We start from the raw sequence: 19349 nt of genomic DNA on the forward strand, positions 1-19349 counted from the left end.
ATGGGCCAGAAGAGCAATCCGATCGGTCTGCGCCTGCAGATCAACCGCACCTGGGACAGCCGTTGGTACGCCGAAGGGCGTGACTATGCGCAGCTGCTCAAGGAAGACGTCACGATCCGCAAGTACATCATGAAGAACCTGCCGCAGGCGGCAGTTTCCAAGGTGGTGATCGAGCGTCCGGCCAAGCTGTGCCGGGTTTCGATCTATGCGGCGCGTCCCGGCGTGATCATCGGCAAGAAGGGCGCAGACATTGAAAAGCTGCGTTCGAAGCTGGCAACCATGACGCCGAGCGAAGTGAAGCTGAACATCGTTGAAATCCGCAAGCCGGAAATCGATGCCAAGCTCGTCGCGCAGGGCATTGCCGATCAGCTGGTGCGCCGCATCGCGTTCCGCCGGGCGATGAAGCGCGCGGTGCAATCGGCGCTGCGTCTGGGTGCCGAAGGCATCAAGATCGTATGTGGCGGCCGTTTGGGCGGAGCGGAAATCGCCCGCGTTGAATGGTATCGCGAAGGTCGCGTGCCGCTTCACACGCTGCGTGCCAATATCGATTACGCCGATACCGAGGCGCTGACCGCCTACGGGATCATCGGGATCAAGGTGTGGATCTTCAAGGGTGAGATCCTCGCTCATGATCCGACCGCGCAAGATCGCCTGATGCTGGAAGCGCAGACTTCCGGCGTCCGGCCGGCCCGCTAGAGGTAACAGACCATGTTGCAACCGAAAAAACACAAATTCCGCAAGGCTTTCAAGGGCCGGATCAAGGGCGACGCCAAGGGCGGCACCGATCTTAACTTTGGTTCCTACGGCCTCAAGGCGCTGGAGCCTGATCGGCTCACTGCGCGCCAGATCGAAGCTGCGCGCCGTGCGATCACCCGCCACATCCGGCGTCAGGGTCGTCTCTGGATCCGCATCTTCCCCGATGTGCCAGTGTCGAAGAAGCCTGCCGAAGTCCGTCAGGGCAAGGGCAAGGGCTCGGTCGAATATTGGGCCGCGCGGGTAAAGCCGGGCCGGATCCTGTTCGAACTCGATGGCGTTGCCGGCCCGCTCGCGGCTGAAGCGTTCGAGCGCGCAGCGATGAAGCTGCCGATCAAGACCAAGGTTGTCGCCCGTCTGGGTGACACCAGCCACCTGGGAGGCGAATAATGGCCGATATCGCGGACCTTCGCACCAAGACCGATGATCAGCTTTCCGCTGAGCTCACCGAGCTCAAGCGCGAGCAGTATAATCTGCGGTTCCAGGCTGCGACCAACCAGCTCGAAGCCCCGTCGCGTATCCGTCAGGTGCGCCGGAGCATCGCGCAGATCAAGACGCTGCAGAACCAGCGAGCGGCCACCGCCGCCGCTGCGAAGGCTTGAGGAGTAGACAATGCCAAAGCGCATCCTCGTCGGAACCGTCAGCTCCGACAAGACCGACAAGACCGTGACCGTGAAGGTCGAACGCAAGGTGAAGCACCCGCTCTACGGTAAGATCATCCGGCGCTCGAAGAAGTATCACGCGCATGATGAAAACAACGAATTCACCGTGGGTGATGTTGTGCGGATCGAAGAGACCCGTCCGATGTCCAAGACCAAGACCTGGATCGTGAAAGATCGGGTCGTCGCGGGCGGTACGCAGGCGGTTGAGGCTGACCTCGACGTCGCAGCGGCCGGGAACTGAATTAGGCGAAAACGGAACTCCCGGGCCCCAGTCGGATTGGGCGTCCCGGAAAGCCAGTGAGAAGGAACCGGATCAATGATCCAGATGCAATCCAATCTCGACGTCGCGGACAATAGCGGCGCCAAGCGCGTCCAGTGCATTAAGGTGCTGGGCGGGTCGAAGCGTCGGACCGCGTCGGTCGGCGATGTGATCGTCGTCTCCATCAAGGAGGCGCAGCCGCGCACCAAGGTCAAGAAGGGCGATGTTCATCGCGCCGTGATCGTGCGTACCCGCAAGGAAGTGCGTCGTCAGGATGGCACCGTCATCCGTTTCGACAGCAATGCTGCTGTGCTGGTGAATAAGAACGAGGAGCCGATCGGCACTCGTATTTTTGGCCCTGTGGTGCGCGAACTGCGCGGCCGCGGGTTCATGAAGATCATCAGCCTCGCGCCGGAGGTGCTGTAATGTCATCCGCCAAGATCAAGAAGGGCGACAATGTCGTTGTCCTTTCGGGCAAGGACAAGGGGCGCACCGGTACGGTCGCTCAGGTCATGCCCAAGGATAGCAAGATCGTTGTTGACGGCGTCAACATCGCTGCCCGTCACCGCAAGCCGAGCCAGGCCAACCCGCAAGGTGGTATCGACCGGTTCCCGGCCCCGATGCACATCTCGAAGGTCGCTCTGGCTGATCCCAAGGATGGCAAGCCCACCCGCGTCCGGTTTGAAACCAAGGACGGCAAGAAGGTGCGCGTTGCCGTGAAGAGTGGGGAGACCATCAATGACTGATGCCACCTACACGCCGCGGATGAAGGCGAAATACGACGCCGAAATCGTCAAGGCGATGACCGAAAAGTTCGGTTACAAGAACCGTCTCGAAGTCCCGAAGCTCGAAAAGGTCACGCTCAACATGGGTGTGGGCGAAGCGAGCCAGGACAAGAAGAAGGTTCAGATCGCTGCGGAAGAAATGGCGCTGATCGCTGGCCAGAAGCCGGTCATCACCATCGCCAAGAAGTCGATCGCCCAGTTCAAGCTGCGCGAAGGCATGCCGATCGGTTGCAAGGTCACCTTGCGCCGTGAACGCATGTACGAATTTGTCGACCGTCTGGTGACTGTCGCAATGCCGCGCATCCGCGACTTTCGCGGGCTGAATGCGCGTTCGTTCGACGGACGTGGCAATTATGCGATGGGGCTGAAGGAACAGATCGTGTTCCCCGAAATCAGCTACGACAAGATCGAAAAGGTGCGTGGGATGGACATTATCGTCACAACCACCGCCAAGACCGATGAAGAGGCGCGCGAATTGTTGCGTCTGTTCGGCTTCCCTTTCCAGGGTGAAGCCCCGAGCGCGACAACTGGCGAACAGAAGGAGGCGGCGTGAGCCACCTCATGAACGGAACACAAGGCAAGAGAGCTTAAGTCCATGGCGAAACTGAGTTCGATCAACAAGAATGAGCGGCGCAAGAAGCTCGTCAAGCAGTACGCTGCGAAGTACGAGAAGCTGAAGGCGATCGCGAACGACACCTCGCTTGACGAGTCCGAGCGCCTGGTCGCCCGGCTCAAGATGGCGGAGCTTCCGCGCAACGCAAACCCGACCCGGGTGCGCAACCGTTGCGCCACCACCGGCCGCCCGCGCGGCTATTACCGCAAGTTCGGCATCAACCGTATCGAACTGCGTCAACTCGGCAACAGCGGGATGATTCCCGGCCTGACCAAGTCGAGCTGGTGAGGACTGACAGATGGCTATGACCGATCCTCTGGGTGACATGCTCACCCGCATCCGCAACGGCCAGCGCGCGAAGAAGGACTCTGTCCTGACTCCCGCTAGCACCCTGCGTGCAAACGTGCTCGAAGTGCTTCAGCGGGAAGGCTACATCCGTGGCTTTTCCGAAGACAGCTCAGGCAAGCACAAGGCGCTGCGGATTGAACTGAAATATTTCGAAGGCGAGCCTGCGATCAAGCATGTTGCCCGCGTTTCGAAGCCTGGCCGCCGCGTCTATTCGGGCTCGAAAGAGCTGCCGACTGTGCGCAACGGTCTGGGTATCACCATCGTCTCGACACCGCGCGGTGTGCTTTCGGATGCCGAAGCGCGCAACCACAATGTCGGTGGCGAAGTGCTGGCGGAGGTGTTCTGATGAGCCGCATCGGCAAAAAGCCGGTGGCGATCCCTGGCGGGGTCTCGGCCACCATCGAGAATGGCACGCTGAGCGTAAAGGGGCCGAAGGGCACCCAGACGCTGGGGCTGTCCGATCTCATCGACTACAAGGTCGAAGAGAGCGAGATCGTCGTCAAGCCGGCCAATGACAGCAAGCAGGCGCGGGCCTTCTGGGGCATGCAGCGCACTCTGGTGTCGAACCTGGTGGAAGGCGTCAGCGCCGGTTTCACCAAGGTGCTGGTCATCAAGGGCGTCGGCTACCGTGCCAATGCGCAGGGCCGCAATCTGAAGCTGCAGCTTGGCTACAGCCACGATGTCGATCTTCCGGTGCCTGAAGGCCTGGAAGTCAAGACCCCGGACCAGACCACGGTCGAAGTTTCGGGTATCGACAAGCAGGCTGTCGGCCAGTTCGCTGCTGAAATCCGCCGCTGGCGCAAGCCCGAGCCCTACAAGGGCAAGGGGATTGCCTATCGCGGCGAGTATATCTTCCGCAAGGAAGGGAAGAAGAGGTAAGATGGCAAAGCTTTCTCTGTTCGAACGTCGCCGTCGCCGCGTCCGCACTGCGCTGCGTGCGCGTGCTGGTGGCAAGCCGCGTCTGTCGGTGCACCGCACCGGCCGCCACATCTACGCGCAAATCATCGATGATGCCGCTGGCCGCACGGTCGCCGCAGCTTCGACGCTCGGCGTCAAGGTAAGCGGCGCCAATGTCGATGCCGCTGCCGAGGTTGGCAAGGCGATTGCCGATGCTGCCAAGAAGGCGGGTGTGACCACGGTCGTGTTCGACCGCGGCGGATTCCTGTTTCATGGCCGCGTCAAGGCGCTGGCCGATGCCGCCCGTGCAAGTGGGCTGGAGTTCTGATTATGGCTGACGAGAACACCATCGAAACCCCAGCAGTTGCTGTTGAACCCGGCGCTGATGCCGGTGAAGCACAGGGCCGTCGTGGCCGGGGCCGTGGCGGCAACCGTGAAGGCGGTGACCGCGGGCGCGGGCGGGGCGGTCGTGATGACCGTCGCGGCGGCAAGCAGGAAGAAGATGATGGCATCATCGAAAAGCTGGTGCACATCAACCGTGTCTCCAAGACCGTAAAGGGCGGCAAGCGCTTCGGCTTTGCAGCGCTGGTTGTGGTTGGCGACGGTCAGGGCCGCGTCGGCTTTGGCCACGGCAAGGCCCGCGAAGTGCCCGAAGCGATCACCAAGGCGACCGCTGCGGCGCGCAAGAAGATGATCCGCGTTCCTTTGAAGGAAGGCCGCACGCTTCACCATGACGGCAATGGCCGGTTCGGTGCGGGCAAGGTGACTTTGCGCACTGCGCCGGCGGGGACTGGCATCATCGCCGGTGGCCCGATGCGCGCCGTGTTCGAAAGCCTGGGCGTTGCGGACGTGGTGACCAAGTCGGTCGGCTCTTCAAACCCCTACAACATGATCCGCGCCACCTTTGACGCGCTGACCGAGCAGACTTCGCCGAAGTCGGTGGCTCAGCGGCGCGGCAAGAAGGTTGCCGACCTTCTGGGTCGCGGCGGATCGAGTGCAGCTGAGGCGGAAGCCGATGCTGCCGCGATTGTGGAGTAAACAGGCATGGCAACCATCAAGATCAAGCAGATCGGTTCGCCGATCCGTCGTCCTGAAAGCCAGCGCAAGATCCTGATCGGTCTTGGGCTGAACAAGATGCACAAGATCGTCGAGCGCCAGGATACTCCTGAAGTTCGCGGCGCGATCGCCAAGATCCCGCATCTGGTTCAGGTGGTCGACTAAGATATGTGGCGGGGAGGAGTTCGTCCTCCCCCGTCATCCCGGCGAAGGCCGGGATCCAGGGGGCAAGCGCGTCCTCCCTGCGGCAGAGCTAACATCAGGCCCCAGCTTTCGCTGGGGTAAACTTCAGCGAGTGCACGACTATGAAACTGAATGACATCCGCGACAATGCCGGCGCCCGCAAGGGCCGTACGCGTGTCGGCCGTGGTATCGGCTCGGGCAAGGGCAAGACCTCCGGGCGCGGTCAGAAGGGCCAGAAGAGCCGTTCGGGCGTTGCCGTAAAGGGTTTTGAAGGCGGCCAGATGCCGCTCCACATGCGCCTGCCAAAGCGCGGTTTCAACAATCCCTTCGCCAAGGACTATGCCGAGGTGAACATTGGCATGATCCAGAAGTTCATCGACGCGGGCAAGCTCGATGCCAAGGCCACCATCACCGAAGCCGCTCTGCGCGCTGCTGGTCTGGTGCGCGATGGCAAGGATGGCGTGCGGCTGCTGGGCAAGGGTGCAATCACCACCAAGGCGACCTTCGCTGTAACCGGCGCGACCAAGGGCGCGATTGCTGCGGTCGAAGCTGCTGGTGGCAAGGTTGAAGTGGCCCCGGCCCCGACACCCGAGCACGAAAAGAAGCTCGCCCGCCGCGACGCGAACAGGGCTGCAAAGGCCGCGGCGGCAAAGTAATCGACGAAATGCTGAGCGCGGGGGTTCGACAACAGCCCCCGCGCTCCCTATTTACGTGTCCGCGCGCTGCGCTGCATTCCCAAAGGGATTGCGACTGGCGCAACACCGGCGCGCAGGAGATGGCCCGATCGGCGGCACCATTCGGTGGCGACCAGCGGGCGATGAGCTAGGATCGACGAGACGACATGGCATCACGCGCCGACAATATCGCGAGCAATCTGAACCTCGGCAACTTTGCCAAGGCCACTGAGCTCAAGCAACGCATCTGGTTCACCCTCGGGGCGTTGATCGTTTTCCGTTTCCTCAGCTTTGTGCCGCTGCCCGGCGTCAACCCGCTGATCCTGAGCGATCTGTACGAACAGACGCGCGGCGGGATTCTTGACCTGTTCAACGCCTTTTCGGGCGGCAGCCTTGAACGCATGAGCCTGATTGCGCTCGGCGTGATGCCCTATATCACCGCGTCGATCGTGGTGCAGATGGCCTCTGCGCTGCATCCCACGCTGGCGGCGTTGAAAAAGGAAGGTGCGAGCGGACGGCAGAAACTGAACCAGTACACGCGCTATGGCACGGTGTTCCTGTGTGCCATTCAGGGGTATTTCCTCGCTGTCGGCCTCGAAAGTTTCGCCTCGCAGAGCGATCTCGCGGCGGTGGTCAACCCCGGATACCTGTTCCGCATTGGCGCTGTCGTCAGTCTGGTCGGCGGCACCATGTTCCTGTTGTGGCTGGGCGAACAGATCACCAGTCGCGGCATTGGCAACGGCATCTCGCTGATCATCATGGCGGGCATCGTCGCCCAGTTTCCGAGCTTTGCGACCAACCTGTTCGAAGGCGGGCGGACGGGATCGATCGCGCCGGTTGTCATTATCGGCTTCATTGCGATGGTCGTGGTGTTGATCCTGCTGATCTCGTTTGTCGAGCGCGCCCAGCGCCGACTGTTGATCCAGTATCCCAAACGCGCGACCCAGCGCGGGATGATGCAGGCTGACCGTTCGCACTTGCCGCTCAAGATCAATACCGCAGGTGTGATTCCGCCGATTTTTGCCAGTTCACTGCTGCTCTTGCCGCTGACAATTTCGCAGTTTGCGGGCAATTCGGTCGATACCGAAAGCACGTTCGGCAATGTGATCGTGACACTGAACCAGTATCTCGCGCATGGGCAGCCGCTCTATATGGGGCTGTATGGAATCGGGATCATCTTCTTCTGTTTCTTCTACACCGCGGTGGTGTTCAACCCGGAAGAAACGGCGGATAATCTCAAGAAGAATGGCGGCTTCATACCCGGCATTCGTCCGGGCAAGCGCACCGCTGATTACCTTGAATATGTGCTCACCCGGATAACGGTGGTCGGCGCGATTTACCTGACGGTTGTCTGTGTGGTGCCCGAATACATGATTGCCCAGACCGGCATCCCCTTGTTCCTTGGCGGCACCAGCCTGCTGATTGTGGTGAACGTGACGGTGGATACCATCAGCCAGGTTCAATCGCATCTGCTGGCGCATCAATACGGCGATCTGATCAAGAAGGCGAAGCTCAAGGGGCGGATGCGCTGATATCGGGCGCAAGTTGACTTGACGCGCCCGGGATCATCGGTGAACCCGCAAGTCTGCAATAGTGCCACCGGCGCGCAAGTCGGGGCGACAATGGGGAACGGTTTGTGAATATCATTCTTCTTGGCCCTCCCGGTGCCGGCAAAGGCACGCAAAGCGCCGGGCTTGTTGAACGCCACGCCATGCGCCAGCTTTCAACCGGAGATATGCTGCGCGCGGCGGTCAAGGCCGGGACGCCTGTGGGCCTGAAGGCCAAGGCGGTGATGGAGCGCGGTGAGCTGGTGTCGGACGAAATCGTGTCCGACCTGATTGACGTCGAACTTGCCGCAATGGCTCCGGAAACCGGGGTCATTTTTGATGGCTACCCGCGCACGGCCGCGCAGGCCGATGCACTGGATGGGATTCTGGCGCGCAATGGCCGCACGCTCGACCGCGTGATCGAGCTTGAGGTTGACGAAGAAGCACTGGTGGAGCGCATCACGGGCCGCTTTTCCTGCGGCAATTGCGGCGCGCTGTATCACGACGTTGCCAACCCGCCGTCAATACCGGGCGTGTGCGACGTCTGTGGCAGCACCGAATTCAAGCGCCGGCCGGATGATAATGAAGAAACCGTGCGGATGCGGATGCAGGAATATCGCGCCAAGACCGCGCCAATCCTGCCCGGCTATGAAGCGCGAGGGATCGTCACCCGGGTTGACGGCATGGCCGCAATCGACACGGTTGCCGATCAGATCGACGCGATCCTTCGTGGCTGAGGCGGGCGGGGTGTCGATCAAACAGGCGCTTCGTGGTGCGACACTGGCCGCAGCCGCGCTGGCCCTATCAGCGCCTGCCGCTGCCGAATTGACTCAGACGAGCGACAGCGGCTTCGTATCGCGCCACGAAGTGGTGGTCGATGCCACCCCCAAAGACGTGTGGCTCGCGCTGATTTCCCCTGCGGGATGGTGGCGTTCTGAACATACCTGGTCGGGCGAAGCGGTGAATTTGATGCTCACCCCGCAGGCGGGCGGATGCTTTTGCGAGACGATCCCCGAGGTGGATGAGCCGGATCGCTTCACGCTGCAAGGCAGTGTCGAACATATGCGGGTGATCCAGGCCTATCCTGAACGGGCGCTGCGGATGCAGGGCGCGCTTGGCCCGCTGCAGAGCGAGCCGGTGATCGGCATCCTCACCATCGCGATCGGCGAAGTCGAAGAAGGCACCCGGATCGTGTGGGAATATAATGTCGGCGGCACAATGCGCTTTGAAGTGCCGGTGATTGCCAAGGCGGTCGACGCGGTGATGGGCGCGCAGTTGGGTGCACTCGCTGCGTTGCTGGGGCCAGTGACAGAGCAAGTTGCTGATGAGGCCGCCTCGGCCGGACAGAAGAGCGCAGAGCCCGCTGAAGATTCCAGCTCCGATAGCGAAAGCGACGCGGCACCGGATGCGCCGCCAAAGGATGCCACCGCGCCGAAGCCCGAAGCCGAGCGGAAACCGGCTACGGTTGATGATGCATTCGGCGATCTCAGCAGCGATCCAGCAGTCTGATCCGGCCGCGCGCGCGTAGAGCAGCGTGCTGAAAAGTGGGAACCGGTTTTCAGCTTTTCACGATGCGACAACAAAGGCTAGAGTGGGCGGCCTGCGTCAGATTTAACGCAGCCCGCTCTTGTGGTTGACGGCCCGCGCGAATCATCCTATGCGCCGCCCTCATTCGAAAGGTTCGAACCAGGTTCGGCAGGCATCGCCATTGCGCGTGCCGACCGAATTTTTGCTGTTTGCGATCCTGCACCGTGCAGATCGTAGGGGGCAAGTGGCCAGTAGAATGATTGAGCGTTGAGATAGGGGGAGGCCGCCCAAATGTGGTCAAGCCCCTGTGGAGCATGGAGAAATAAGTGGCTCGTATTGCCGGGGTCAATATCCCCACCAACAAGCGCGTAATCATCGCGCTCACCTATATTCACGGAATTGGCCGCACCACGGCTCTCCGGATCGTTGAAAAGCTGGGCATTGCGCACAGCGCGCGTGTGCAGGACCTCACCGACGAGGAAGTGCTGCGGATCCGTGAAACCATCGATTCCGATTTCGCCGTAGAAGGCGACCTGCGTCGCCAGACTGCGATGAATATCAAGCGGCTGATGGATTTGCGCGCCTATCGCGGCCTGCGTCATCGTAGCGGTCTGCCCGTTCGCGGTCAGCGCACTCACACCAACGCCCGCACCCGCAAGGGTAAGGCCAAGCCCATCGCGGGCAAGAAGAAGTAAGCTGGCGGCCTTTTGAGGCTGAACGCTTTTTCCTTCTGACGAGCTAGAGGACAGAAAACGATGGCACGCGAACCAGGCCGTATTCGGCGTCGTGACAAAAAGAATATCAGCAGCGGCGTTGCGCATATCAACGCCAGCTTCAACAACACCATGATCACCATCACCGATGCGCAGGGCAATGCGATCAGCTGGTCCAGCGCCGGGGCGATGGGGTTCAAGGGCAGCCGCAAGTCGACGCCCTATGCCGCGCAGGTGGCAGCCGATGATGCGGGCAAGAAAGCCGCCGAACACGGCGTGCGCACGCTTGAGGTTGAAGTGAAGGGCCCGGGTTCGGGTCGTGAAAGCGCGCTTCGCGGCCTTGCCGCTGTGGGCTTTAACATCACCTCGATCCGCGATGTGACTCCGATCCCGCACAACGGGGTTCGTCCGTCCAAGCGCCGTCGCGTCTGATCCGCCGGGATGGTGGCGGCAGATCGTGCCGTCGCCGCCCGAACGGGCCTGATGCCGCGTGACGTCCAGCGCATCTGGCCCGCCTAGAATGTGAACCGCCCGACAACGGCGAATTAGGGGAAATCCATGTCCGTCAACACGAAGAACTGGCAGGAACTCAAGAAACCCAACACCCTCGAAATCAAGGATGGCGGTGACCGCACGCGCAAGGTGACTTTCGTTGCCGAACCGCTTGAGCGTGGTTTTGGCCTGACCCTTGGCAACGCGCTGCGGCGCGTGCTGCTCTCCAGCCTTCAGGGTGCGGCGATCACCTCGATCAAGATCGAGAACGTGTTGCACGAATTTTCGTCGCTTGCCGGCGTGCGGGAAGATGTCACCGACATCGTTCTGAACGTGAAGCAGATCGCGCTGAAGATGGAAGGCGAAGGCCCCAAGCGTTTGCAGCTTTCGGCCACTGGCCCGGGCGCGGTGAAGGCGGGCGATATTGCCGTTAGCGGCGATATCGAGGTGATGAACAAGGATCTGGTGATCTGCCAGCTCGATGAAGGCGCGACGCTCAACATGGAGCTGACCGCTGATATCGGCAAGGGCTACGCGCCCGCTGTGCAGAACCGTCCGGTCGATGCGCCGATCGGGTTGATCCCGGTCGACTCGCTCTATTCGCCGGTGCGCCAGGTGAGCTACAAGGTTGAAAGCGCCCGCGTTGGGCAGGAACTCGATTACGACAAGCTCAGCCTCACCGTCGAAACCGATGGCACTGTCACCCCTGAAGACGCCGTGGCCTTTGCCGCGCGCATCCTGCAGGATCAGCTGACGCTGTTCGTCCACTTCGAAGATGGCATTCCGCAGCCAACCGGCACCATGATCGGCCATGCGGTGCAGCCCGAAGAAAGCGACGCCAACCAGCTCAACCGTTACCTGCTCAAGAAGGTGGACGAGTTGGAACTGTCGGTGCGTTCGGCCAACTGTCTCAAGAACGACAACATCATCTATATCGGCGATCTGGTTCAGAAAACCGAAGCCGAGATGCTGCGCACGCCGAACTTTGGCCGCAAGTCCTTGAACGAGATCAAGGAAGTGCTGTCCAGCATGGGTCTGCGCCTCGGCATGGACATCCCCGGCTGGCCGCCTGAGAACATCGAGGAAATGGCCAAGAAGCTCGAACAAGAGCTGTTGGGCTAAACAGAGGCGAGTCCCCGCGCAGGCGGGGACCTCCAACCGCTGGCAATTCGCTAGCGGGTTGAGGCTCCCGCCTTCGCGGGAGCGCACAGAAAGACGGGCGAAGGTGACGGCCCGCAACGGTCACCGGGATGGAGCTACCTCGCACGGGCTCTTTACGAACGAAGGATAGATACAATGCGTCATGGTATTTCAGGCCGTAAGCTGGGCCGCAAGACGGGCCATCGAAACGCCCTGTTCCGCAACATGGCGGCCGCGCTGATCAAGCACGAGCAGATCAAGACCACGCTGCCCAAGGCCAAGGAACTGCGCCCCTATCTCGAAAAGCTGATCACGCTGGCCAAGCGCGGCGGGCTTTCGAACCGTCGCTTGGCGATGGCGCGTCTGGGTGACGAAACCCAGCTCAAGAAGCTGTTTGAAGTGCTGGCCGAGCGTTATTCTGATCGCGAAGGCGGCTACACCCGCGTGCTGCGCGCCGGGGTGCGTGCAGGCGATGCGGTGCAGATGGCGATCATCGAACTGGTTGACCGTGACGAATCGGCCCGCGGTCAGGACAGCGGCCCGGTTCAGGCCGATGAGTACGAAGGCGAAGACGCGTAAACACATTGGCGATTCCCCGCGCAGGCGGGGAACTGGTGCATCTTCGGCTGAGATTCCCGCCTTCGCGGGGAATCGCGCAAGGATCAAAGGGCCGGGGCGCAAACGCTTCCGGCCCTTTTCTTTTGCGCTCTTTCATTTTCGTGGCCGCGTGGCATGACAGGGGGATGAGAACCCTGATCCTTGCCGCCGCAACCGCCGCAACCGCCCTTGCCACACCGCTTTCGGCACAAAGCCAGCAGGAGCGCCTCGACGCGCGCTACGACCGCGCGCTCGCGGCGGGCTACAAAGCGCTGATGCTGTGCAGCGCGATTGCCCATGCCGAAGCCAACGGCACTGCGCGCACGCCTGAAAGCGTTCATGAATGGGAGCTGGCGGGGATTCAGGCACCGCTGGATGATGTGGTGCGTGATCTCGATTATCAATTATTGCGTCACGCCAATGGCACGATTGAACGCGTCAGCGTGGTTTGGGATGAGGAAGCCGAACCGCGCTTTGCGATACACCTTGATGATGATCGCGGATGCGCGCTCAGCCCGATTGGCGGGGCTTTCAACCTTTATGGCCGCCCCGCCAATCCGCCCGCAAACCGGGCGCGCAGTGTGGCGCGTGTTACCGCAGCGCCTGCCGCACTGGAGCCTGCGTTCACAGGAGCCTTTGCGGGACGCTATGGAGAGGGCGTGCGAACGACGGCGGTGCTCGTGCGGCGCAATGGTGATATTATTGCCGAGCGTTACGTGACCGGCTTTGATCCGGCGACGCCGCAACGCACGTGGTCTGTTGCCAAAAGCCTTGCGGCAACCGTGATCGGTGCTGCGGTCCAGCGCGGCGATGTGGACGTGACGAGTTCCGCAGGGCTCGGCTTTGCCAAAGGCGATCCGCGCCGCGCAATTACCATCGATCACCTGCTGCGCATGACCTCGGGCCGCTATTCCGACACGCCCGGCAACCGCACCGACCCGATCTATTGGGGCGGGGCTTCGGTGCGCGAACGCGCGTTGCAATGGCCGCTGATCCATTCACCGGGCACTGTCTATCGCTACGCCAATAATGACACGCTTGCTGCAATTCAGGCGATTGGAAAAAGCCTTTCCGCGCATCCGCCAGCGGAACTGCTCGCAGATCTTGGCATGGCCCACACCGTCGCCGAAACCGATTGGCGGGGGAGCTACATCCTCTCGTCACAGGTCTGGACGACGGCGCGCGATCTGGCGCGCTTCGGCCAGCTCTATCTCAACGACGGCAAACTGCCAGATGGCACCCGCATCCTGCCCGAAGGCTGGGTGCAATATGTCTCCTCCCCCTCCGGCCCGCAGCCCGATGGGCCGTTCGGCTATGGCGCGGGGTTCTGGTTGATGAACGCATCTGACGGCGTGCCGCATGATACCTTCGCGGCTTTCGGCAATCGCGGGCAATATGTCGTGATCGTGCCGAGCCGCGACGTGGTGATCGTGCGACGGGGCGAAGATCCGGTGGGTGCCCGCTTTGACATCGCTGCCTTTACCCGCGACGTGCTGGCCGCGCTTGAGGCCGAGTAGGCGCTATCGTTCATGCAATTTGGTCTTTAGATTAACAAAACCTGCCAGGGCAATTCAGCTTCATCTCAGTGCGAATCGGTCAGATTGATCCTCGACACCCCCGCAATCGTGCGCGCGGTGCCAGACGAGGATAGATGCGATGACCACCAAGACCAACCGGCTGGCCTCCGGCACATGGGCCCGGATTTCGCTCGGCGCGGTCGCTGCCACTGCGCTGACTGCGGCCACTGCCACGCCTGCGATGGCGGATGATTACCGCGACCGTGGGGGCATCGGCGCGGGCGAGATTATTGCAGGCGCCGTGGTGATCGGCGGGATCGCGGCGCTCGCCGGGGCCTTTGATGGCGATCGGAATGACCGCCGCTATGCCTATCGCGACCGCGACTATCGCGGCGGATACGGTGGCAGCGCTAACCCGCGCGCCGCAGTGGAACGCTGCGTCAGGGCGGCAGAAAATCAGGCGCGGCGCTTTGGCGGCTATCGCTATGCCGATGTGGTCGACGTGCGCGATGTTGATCGCACCCGCAACGGGTTCCGGGTCAAGGGCCGGATTGCAGTGGAAGGCTCGCCGCGTTGGGGTGGTCGCCGCAGCGACCGCGGCAACTTCACCTGCCACATTGATGGACGCGGCGCGCCGCAGGTCAATTTCAGCGGGGTTCGGGGGCTGCGCTGATCCGCTTTCAGCTCGTCCCCCTTTCAGCGAGCTGTTCTGGTCGTCCCGCCTCGTGCAACGCAAGGCGGGGCGGCTTGTGCATTCGGTTCAGCCCAGCGCAAGCCTTGCACGGTTAGTCTGACGCCTTCAGGGTGATTGGTGGTCGCCCGCGCATCAACAGGAGAGAGCATCAATGGCTCTGAAAATCCACGTATTGGCGCTGGCTGGCGCGCTGGCAGGCACCACCATCCTTGCTGCCCCGGCTACGGCGGCTGAATTGCCTCGCGCACAGATCAATCTGGGCGCTGTGTCCGCTGCGTTTGATCACAGCCGGTTTGATCCGGCCTCTGTCACCGCCGATTACCGCTGCCGGTGGGGCTGCCGCCGTGGGCATCGTGGAGGACACTTTCGCGGGGGGCACGGGCGCAACCGCATCGGCGGCGGCGATGTGCTGATCGGTGCGGCAATTATCGGTGGGGCGATTGCCATCGCCAATGCGAACAACCGCCGCAATCGTGACCGCGACCGCGATGTTGTGATCGTCGAACGCGATGCGGATGATCCCAATTATAACCCGCGTTATCAGGAACGCCGTAACGATAATCGCCGCGCAGCACCGCGCGGCACGGGTTCGTCAGGGCTCGACAGTGCGGTTGATCAGTGCCTGACCCGGATTGAACGCGACGTGCGGGTTGATAGCGTCGATAATGTTCAACGCACTGGCGCAGGCTGGCTGGTCAGCGGCGCGCTGTTCAACGGTTCTGGCTTTCAGTGCCGGATCGGCAATAATGGCCAGATCGACGGGATCGATTATAGCGGCGGTTTTTCCAGCGCTGCGCCTGCAATCGATAGTGACCGTGCCGAAGGGCAGTGGAGCGAACAGCGCTATGCCGATGCGCGGCTCGCGATGGGCGGGATGGCGCAGCCACAGGCGGTTGCACCGTCAGCGCCCACCACACCGGTCGTTGCTGGCCCCATGCCGGCCTATCCGGGCGGGCCGATTCCCGGTGAGGAAATCCCTGAAACCATCGACGGCGATTTGTAGGCGTTAAGGCCAACAGGTTCTGATCCTTGGATCAGGTGTGCAATTCGGCGTCCAGAAACGCGGCGATGTCGACCAGGTCGACATCGCGCGCCACGTAAGCATTACCAATGGCGCGCAGCAGCAGGAACGGCAGGGTGGTGCCTTCCGCTTTCTTGTCGTGGCGCATATGATCGACCAGCCGCGCGCCATCACAGCTGAGGGCGAGGGCGGGGAGGTGCGCAGGCAATCCCGCCGCCGCTATCGCGCCTGCTGCGCGCTCGGCATCCGCCGCTGAAATCTCCCCCCGCCGCGCCGAATAGCGCGCGGCCAATGCCATGCCGAGCGCCACCGCTTCGCCGTGCAGCAGTGCCTGCGAAAACCCCGTTTCCGCCTCCAGCGCATGGCCGAAAGTGTGGCCGAGATTGAGCAGCGCGCGGCGATCCAGCGTCTCGCGTTCATCTGCGGCGACAATTGCGGCTTTCATTGCGATACTGGTGGCGATGGCGTGTTCGAGCGCGGCTGGTTCACGCGCCAGCACCGCAGCCCCGTTGGCCTCCAGCCAATCGAAAAACGCTGCATCGCCCAGCAACCCGTATTTCAGCACCTCGGCATAACCGGCGCGCATTTCGCGTTCCGGCAGGGTGGCGAGCACCAGCGGATCGATCAGCACCAGCGCGGGCTGATGGAACGCGCCGATCAGGTTCTTGCCCGCGGCGGTGTTGATCGCGGTCTTGCCGCCCACCGACGAATCAACCTGCGCCAGCAACGTCGTGGGGATCTGCACGAAGCCGCAGCCGCGCTTGGCAATCGCGCAGGCAAAGCCGACCAGATCGCCCACCACCCCGCCGCCCAATGCGAACACGTTGTCTGATCGGGTAATGCCCAAAGCCAGCAGCCAATCGCACAGCGCCTCCAGCACCGCCCAGCTTTTGGCGTCCTCCCCCGGCGCAACCACGAACCATTCGGCGGTGAAACCATGCGCGGCCAGATCAGCCTCGATCCCGGCGGCATAGAGGCGGTGGGTGTTCTGATCGGCAACGAACGGCACCTTGCGCCCGCCGGCATAGCTCGCCAGCAACCGCGCCGCTGCCGTGCCAATCCGGCCCAGCAGGCCCGGTTCAATCACCACATCATAGGCGCGGCCCGCCAGTGCCACGGGAATTACAGCCATTGGTCTATCGCCTCGATAATCGCGCGCGCGGTTTCGGCGTGGGGGCCGTTCTCGCTCATGATGCGGATGGGAGCCTCGCCATAGAAGGGCGCGCGCGTTGCGGCTAGCCGGGTCAGGATTTCGCGCGGATCGCCGCTGTTCAGCAGGGGCCGGGTGTCGCGCCGCGCGGTGCGTTCCACCAGCGTATCAATGTCGCAGTCAATCCACACCGCGATCCCGCGTTCAAGAATCGCCGCGCGGGTGTCGGGATCGATAAACGCACCGCCGCCGGTGGCGATTACCCCGTGGCCTTCGTCGATCAGCCGCGCGATCACGCGGCGTTCACCGTCGCGGAAATGCGCTTCGCCAAAGGTTTCGAAGATTTCGGGGATGGAACGCCCGGCGGCCTCCACAATGGCTTCGTCAGCGTCGATGAAACTGCGCTGCAGCAGGCTTGCCAACTTGCGGCCCACGGTGGATTTGCCCACGCCCATCAGCCCCACCAGCACCACCGGACGGGTGATGCGCGCGGCGATCGCGGCGAAATCCGGGGCGGCGATATCCTGTTCGCGTTTGGGCGGTGTTCCGATCATTGCCGCATGGCCTATAGATGGGCTAGGGCGGGCGCAATATGGCAAACCAGCGTCGCCCGCTTACGTCACTGCACGGTCTTCCCGATGCGCCTGCGCGCCAGCGCGGGCCGATGCGTTGGCTGTGGATCGCGGGCGTGGTGATAGCAGCCGCGCTGGTGCTCGCCTGGATCGATGGCGGCGAACAGGCGCTGCGACCGATTGCCGAACAGATCGAACTGCCGGAGCAGCCGCAATGAAGCCCACGCGCAACCGTTTGGGAATGGCAGCCAGCGTGCTGGCGCTGGGGCTGGCAGGCGCGATCGGCGGCGCGGGATTGGCGGGCTTTGCAGCGGCGCAGCAGCGGCCCGAATCGATCCTGCCGCCGGGGTTTGACGATCCCACGCCTGCCCCGCCGCCGCGTCCTGCGCCTGCGCCAACACCGACGCCGGGGACAACGCCCGCGCCGCCTGCAACCGGGCCTGCCGCGCTGCCGGGAATGCCCGCGCCGTCAACCGCCCCATTTAATCCTGCCGCCCTGCCGCCGCTGCCTTCGATCACCCGCGATGAACTGGCCCGGTTGCCGAGCCTCGATAAGCTCGAATCCATGTCGACCGAGGAGCTGGATCAGCTGCTCGGCCTCAAATCCAAATCCGATATTCTGCCCGGTGCGCGCCGCGCCTTGACCCGTGTGGGCGTGTTGGCGAGCGACGAAGGCGGTCTGCCCCCGGTGGCGCTGGCCAAGCAGCCCGCGGCACTGGTGCGCGCCGCGCTGGCAGGCACCAAAGGCCCGCTGGTGTCGCGCTGGGGGCATATTCTGCTGCGCCGCGCGCTGGTGAGCCGCCTCGCACCGCCGCAGGGGATGGACGCGGTGGAGTTCGCCGCGTTGCGGGCGCGGGCTCTCAACGGGATGGGCGAATATGCGCTCACCCGCGCGCTGGTGCAGGATATTGATACCGCCGACTGGTCGACCGATCTGACTTCGGAAGCGCTGATTGCCTATCTGGCGAGCGGCGATGTTACCGGCGCTTGCCCTTCGGTGCGCTTGCAAGGCTCGGTGCGCGAAGATGGCGAATGGCAGATGCTCCAGGCGATCTGCAATGCCTATGCCGGGGAAAGCGCGCTCGCCGCAGCGCAGCTTGACCGGGCGCTGGGTCGCGGCATCGCCCCGCGCATTGATGTGCTGCTGGCACGGCGGTTTGCCGGTGCAGCGGGCCGGGGCCAACGCGCGGTCGAGATCGAATGGGACGGCGTGGAAGAACTGGCCCCGTGGCGCTTTGCGTTGGCGACGGCGTTGGGGGAGCCTGTGCCTGAAGACCTGCTCAATAGCGCGCTTACCGCACGCGGCGGGGCCTATTACGCGCGTTCCGGCGCGTTACTGCCGATGCTGCCCGCGGTTCAGCGCGCGCGCTTTGCCGGGCGCGCCGCGCGCGAGGGCATATTGTCGTCCGATGCGATGGTTGACCTCTATTCCGAAGTCTATGCCGATCCGGCAGCTACCGGCGATGCCGCGCAAAACGCCGCCACTCTGCGCGAAGCCTATCTTGCGGCGGAACCATCCACGCGGATTGCGGCGATGCAGCAGCTGTGGGGGGCGGGCAATGCGCTGGGCGGGGGTGATGGCTACGGCGCGCGGGTGCTGACTGCCTATGCCGCCGCGCGCATTCCCGCCGATGCGGCGCTGGCCGATGAAGCAGGCGATCTGATTGCGGCGATGCTGACCGCCGGGCTGGATCGTGATGCCCTGGCATGGCGCGGCGTCGTCGAAGATGGCTCGCTGGGCTGGGCGCTGATCGTGCTGAGTGCGCCGCGCAGCAACGGCGTGGGGCAGGGCGCGGTGGAAAGTTTCATCAGTGATGATGACAGTACAGGATCGCGCAAATCGGCGTTTCTGGTGGCCGGGCTGGCCGGGCTTGGACGGCTGAACGCAGGTGACTCGCGCGCGCTGTCCGATAAGCTGGGCATTGATCTGGCGCGGCAGACCCGCTGGAGCCGCGCGATTGCGCGCGCTGCCGAGGTGGGCAACCCCGCTTTGGTGGCGCTGCTTGCCGGGTTGGGGATGCAGGGGTCAAGCTGGCAGCAGATGACCCCGCTGCACCTGTTCCACATCACCTCGGCGCTGAACCGCGTCGGGATGGGAGCCGAGGCCCGGATGATCGCCGCCGAGGCCGTGGCGCGCGGCTGAGACCGG

Annotated in this window: 28 protein-coding genes; 26 read left to right on the top strand and 2 right to left on the bottom strand. The window is 63.0% G+C overall.

The window, feature by feature from the left end; genetic code table 11:
• From rpsC to ACSSV3_RS06160, 24 genes are all read left to right on the top strand, one after another.
• Entirely contained in the window at positions 1–696 is a 696-nt protein-coding gene (rpsC, locus tag ACSSV3_RS06045) for a 30S ribosomal protein S3 (RefSeq protein ID WP_354322950.1), read from the top strand.
• Between the two features lie 12 nt (positions 697–708).
• On the top strand, positions 709–1143 hold the full coding sequence (gene rplP, locus ACSSV3_RS06050) for a 50S ribosomal protein L16 (RefSeq protein WP_354322952.1): 435 nt from the start codon (positions 709–711) through the stop codon (positions 1141–1143).
• Entirely contained in the window at positions 1143–1355 is a 213-nt protein-coding gene (gene rpmC / locus ACSSV3_RS06055; protein ID WP_354322954.1) for a 50S ribosomal protein L29, read from the top strand. Before rplP ends, rpmC begins: the two co-directional genes overlap by 1 nt.
• Positions 1356–1365: 10 nt before the next feature.
• A complete protein-coding gene (gene rpsQ, locus ACSSV3_RS06060) occupies positions 1366–1656 on the top strand; it encodes a 30S ribosomal protein S17 (protein ID WP_354322956.1) in 291 nt (96 codons plus the stop codon).
• A gap of 75 nt (positions 1657–1731) precedes the next feature.
• Positions 1732–2100 carry a 50S ribosomal protein L14 gene (gene rplN, locus ACSSV3_RS06065; protein ID WP_354322958.1) on the top strand — a complete coding sequence of 123 codons (369 nt, stop codon included), beginning with the start codon at positions 1732–1734 and terminating at the stop codon, positions 2098–2100.
• Positions 2100–2420 carry a 50S ribosomal protein L24 gene (gene rplX, locus ACSSV3_RS06070; RefSeq protein WP_354322959.1) on the top strand — a complete coding sequence of 107 codons (321 nt, stop codon included), beginning with the start codon at positions 2100–2102 and terminating at the stop codon, positions 2418–2420. Before rplN ends, rplX begins: the two co-directional genes overlap by 1 nt.
• On the top strand, positions 2413–3012 hold the full coding sequence (gene rplE, locus ACSSV3_RS06075) for a 50S ribosomal protein L5 (protein ID WP_354322961.1): 600 nt from the start codon (positions 2413–2415) through the stop codon (positions 3010–3012). Before rplX ends, rplE begins: the two co-directional genes overlap by 8 nt.
• Positions 3013–3054: 42 nt before the next feature.
• Positions 3055–3360, top strand: coding sequence for a 30S ribosomal protein S14 (rpsN, locus tag ACSSV3_RS06080; protein WP_354322963.1), 306 nt, complete (start codon positions 3055–3057; stop codon positions 3358–3360).
• Positions 3361–3370: 10 nt separating this feature from the next.
• Positions 3371–3766: a 30S ribosomal protein S8 gene (gene rpsH, locus ACSSV3_RS06085; RefSeq protein WP_354322964.1), complete on the top strand. Its 396-nt coding sequence runs from the start codon at positions 3371–3373 to the stop codon at positions 3764–3766.
• Positions 3766–4299 carry a 50S ribosomal protein L6 gene (gene rplF, locus ACSSV3_RS06090; RefSeq protein WP_354322966.1) on the top strand — a complete coding sequence of 178 codons (534 nt, stop codon included), beginning with the start codon at positions 3766–3768 and terminating at the stop codon, positions 4297–4299. Before rpsH ends, rplF begins: the two co-directional genes overlap by 1 nt.
• 1 nt (position 4300) lies before the next feature.
• The gene (gene rplR, locus ACSSV3_RS06095; RefSeq protein WP_354322968.1) at positions 4301–4645 is read left to right on the top strand and encodes a 50S ribosomal protein L18; all 345 of its coding nucleotides are present in this window, start codon (positions 4301–4303) and stop codon (positions 4643–4645) included.
• A gap of 2 nt (positions 4646–4647) precedes the next feature.
• Positions 4648–5355, top strand: a complete 708-nt coding sequence (gene rpsE, locus ACSSV3_RS06100) for a 30S ribosomal protein S5 (RefSeq protein WP_354322970.1) — start codon at positions 4648–4650, stop codon at positions 5353–5355.
• A 6-nt stretch (positions 5356–5361) separates the two neighbouring features.
• On the top strand, positions 5362–5538 hold the full coding sequence (rpmD, locus tag ACSSV3_RS06105) for a 50S ribosomal protein L30 (RefSeq protein WP_354322972.1): 177 nt from the start codon (positions 5362–5364) through the stop codon (positions 5536–5538).
• A gap of 140 nt (positions 5539–5678) precedes the next feature.
• The gene (gene rplO, locus ACSSV3_RS06110) at positions 5679–6212 is read left to right on the top strand and encodes a 50S ribosomal protein L15 (protein WP_354322973.1); all 534 of its coding nucleotides are present in this window, start codon (positions 5679–5681) and stop codon (positions 6210–6212) included.
• A gap of 185 nt (positions 6213–6397) precedes the next feature.
• Entirely contained in the window at positions 6398–7762 is a 1365-nt protein-coding gene (gene secY / locus ACSSV3_RS06115; protein WP_354322975.1) for a preprotein translocase subunit SecY, read from the top strand.
• Between the two features lie 104 nt (positions 7763–7866).
• A complete protein-coding gene (locus ACSSV3_RS06120) occupies positions 7867–8514 on the top strand; it encodes an adenylate kinase (protein WP_354322977.1) in 648 nt (215 codons plus the stop codon).
• Complete coding sequence (locus ACSSV3_RS06125) at positions 8507–9286, top strand: SRPBCC family protein (protein WP_354322979.1); 780 nt, start codon at positions 8507–8509, stop codon at positions 9284–9286. The genes ACSSV3_RS06120 and ACSSV3_RS06125 overlap by 8 nt, the downstream gene beginning before the upstream one ends.
• Before the next feature lie 344 nt (positions 9287–9630).
• A complete protein-coding gene (gene rpsM / locus ACSSV3_RS06130; protein ID WP_354322981.1) occupies positions 9631–9999 on the top strand; it encodes a 30S ribosomal protein S13 in 369 nt (122 codons plus the stop codon).
• A gap of 60 nt (positions 10000–10059) precedes the next feature.
• Positions 10060–10449 (top strand): 30S ribosomal protein S11, encoded by a 390-nt coding sequence (rpsK, locus tag ACSSV3_RS06135; protein ID WP_054118179.1) that lies wholly within the window; start codon positions 10060–10062, stop codon positions 10447–10449.
• A 126-nt stretch (positions 10450–10575) separates the two neighbouring features.
• On the top strand, positions 10576–11631 hold the full coding sequence (locus tag ACSSV3_RS06140; RefSeq protein WP_354322984.1) for a DNA-directed RNA polymerase subunit alpha: 1056 nt from the start codon (positions 10576–10578) through the stop codon (positions 11629–11631).
• A 174-nt stretch (positions 11632–11805) separates the two neighbouring features.
• Complete coding sequence (gene rplQ / locus ACSSV3_RS06145; protein WP_354322986.1) at positions 11806–12228, top strand: 50S ribosomal protein L17; 423 nt, start codon at positions 11806–11808, stop codon at positions 12226–12228.
• Positions 12229–12392: 164 nt separating this feature from the next.
• On the top strand, positions 12393–13763 hold the full coding sequence (locus ACSSV3_RS06150) for a serine hydrolase domain-containing protein (RefSeq protein WP_354322987.1): 1371 nt from the start codon (positions 12393–12395) through the stop codon (positions 13761–13763).
• 139 nt (positions 13764–13902) lie between these two features.
• Positions 13903–14436 carry a hypothetical protein gene (locus ACSSV3_RS06155; RefSeq protein WP_354322989.1) on the top strand — a complete coding sequence of 178 codons (534 nt, stop codon included), beginning with the start codon at positions 13903–13905 and terminating at the stop codon, positions 14434–14436.
• Between the two features lie 172 nt (positions 14437–14608).
• Positions 14609–15460 carry a hypothetical protein gene (locus ACSSV3_RS06160; RefSeq protein WP_354322991.1) on the top strand — a complete coding sequence of 284 codons (852 nt, stop codon included), beginning with the start codon at positions 14609–14611 and terminating at the stop codon, positions 15458–15460.
• A gap of 31 nt (positions 15461–15491) precedes the next feature.
• Here ACSSV3_RS06160 and aroB read toward each other — a convergent pair whose 3' ends face one another.
• Together aroB and ACSSV3_RS06170 are read right to left on the bottom strand one after the other, a co-directional pair.
• The gene (gene aroB / locus ACSSV3_RS06165) at positions 15492–16610 is read right to left on the bottom strand and encodes a 3-dehydroquinate synthase (RefSeq protein WP_354322992.1); all 1119 of its coding nucleotides are present in this window, start codon (positions 16608–16610) and stop codon (positions 15492–15494) included.
• Positions 16601–17182: a shikimate kinase gene (locus ACSSV3_RS06170; protein ID WP_354322994.1), complete on the bottom strand. Its 582-nt coding sequence runs from the start codon at positions 17180–17182 to the stop codon at positions 16601–16603. Before ACSSV3_RS06170 ends, aroB begins: the two co-directional genes overlap by 10 nt.
• A gap of 38 nt (positions 17183–17220) precedes the next feature.
• Here ACSSV3_RS06170 and ACSSV3_RS06175 point away from each other — a divergent pair, with 38 nt between their 5' ends.
• Positions 17221–17418: a hypothetical protein gene (locus ACSSV3_RS06175; protein ID WP_354322995.1), complete on the top strand. Its 198-nt coding sequence runs from the start codon at positions 17221–17223 to the stop codon at positions 17416–17418.
• On the top strand, positions 17415–19343 hold the full coding sequence (locus ACSSV3_RS06180) for a hypothetical protein (RefSeq protein ID WP_354322997.1): 1929 nt from the start codon (positions 17415–17417) through the stop codon (positions 19341–19343). Before ACSSV3_RS06175 ends, ACSSV3_RS06180 begins: the two co-directional genes overlap by 4 nt.
• Positions 19344–19349 lie beyond the last annotated feature (6 nt).

Source organism: Porphyrobacter sp. MBR-49 (genome assembly GCF_053628655.1).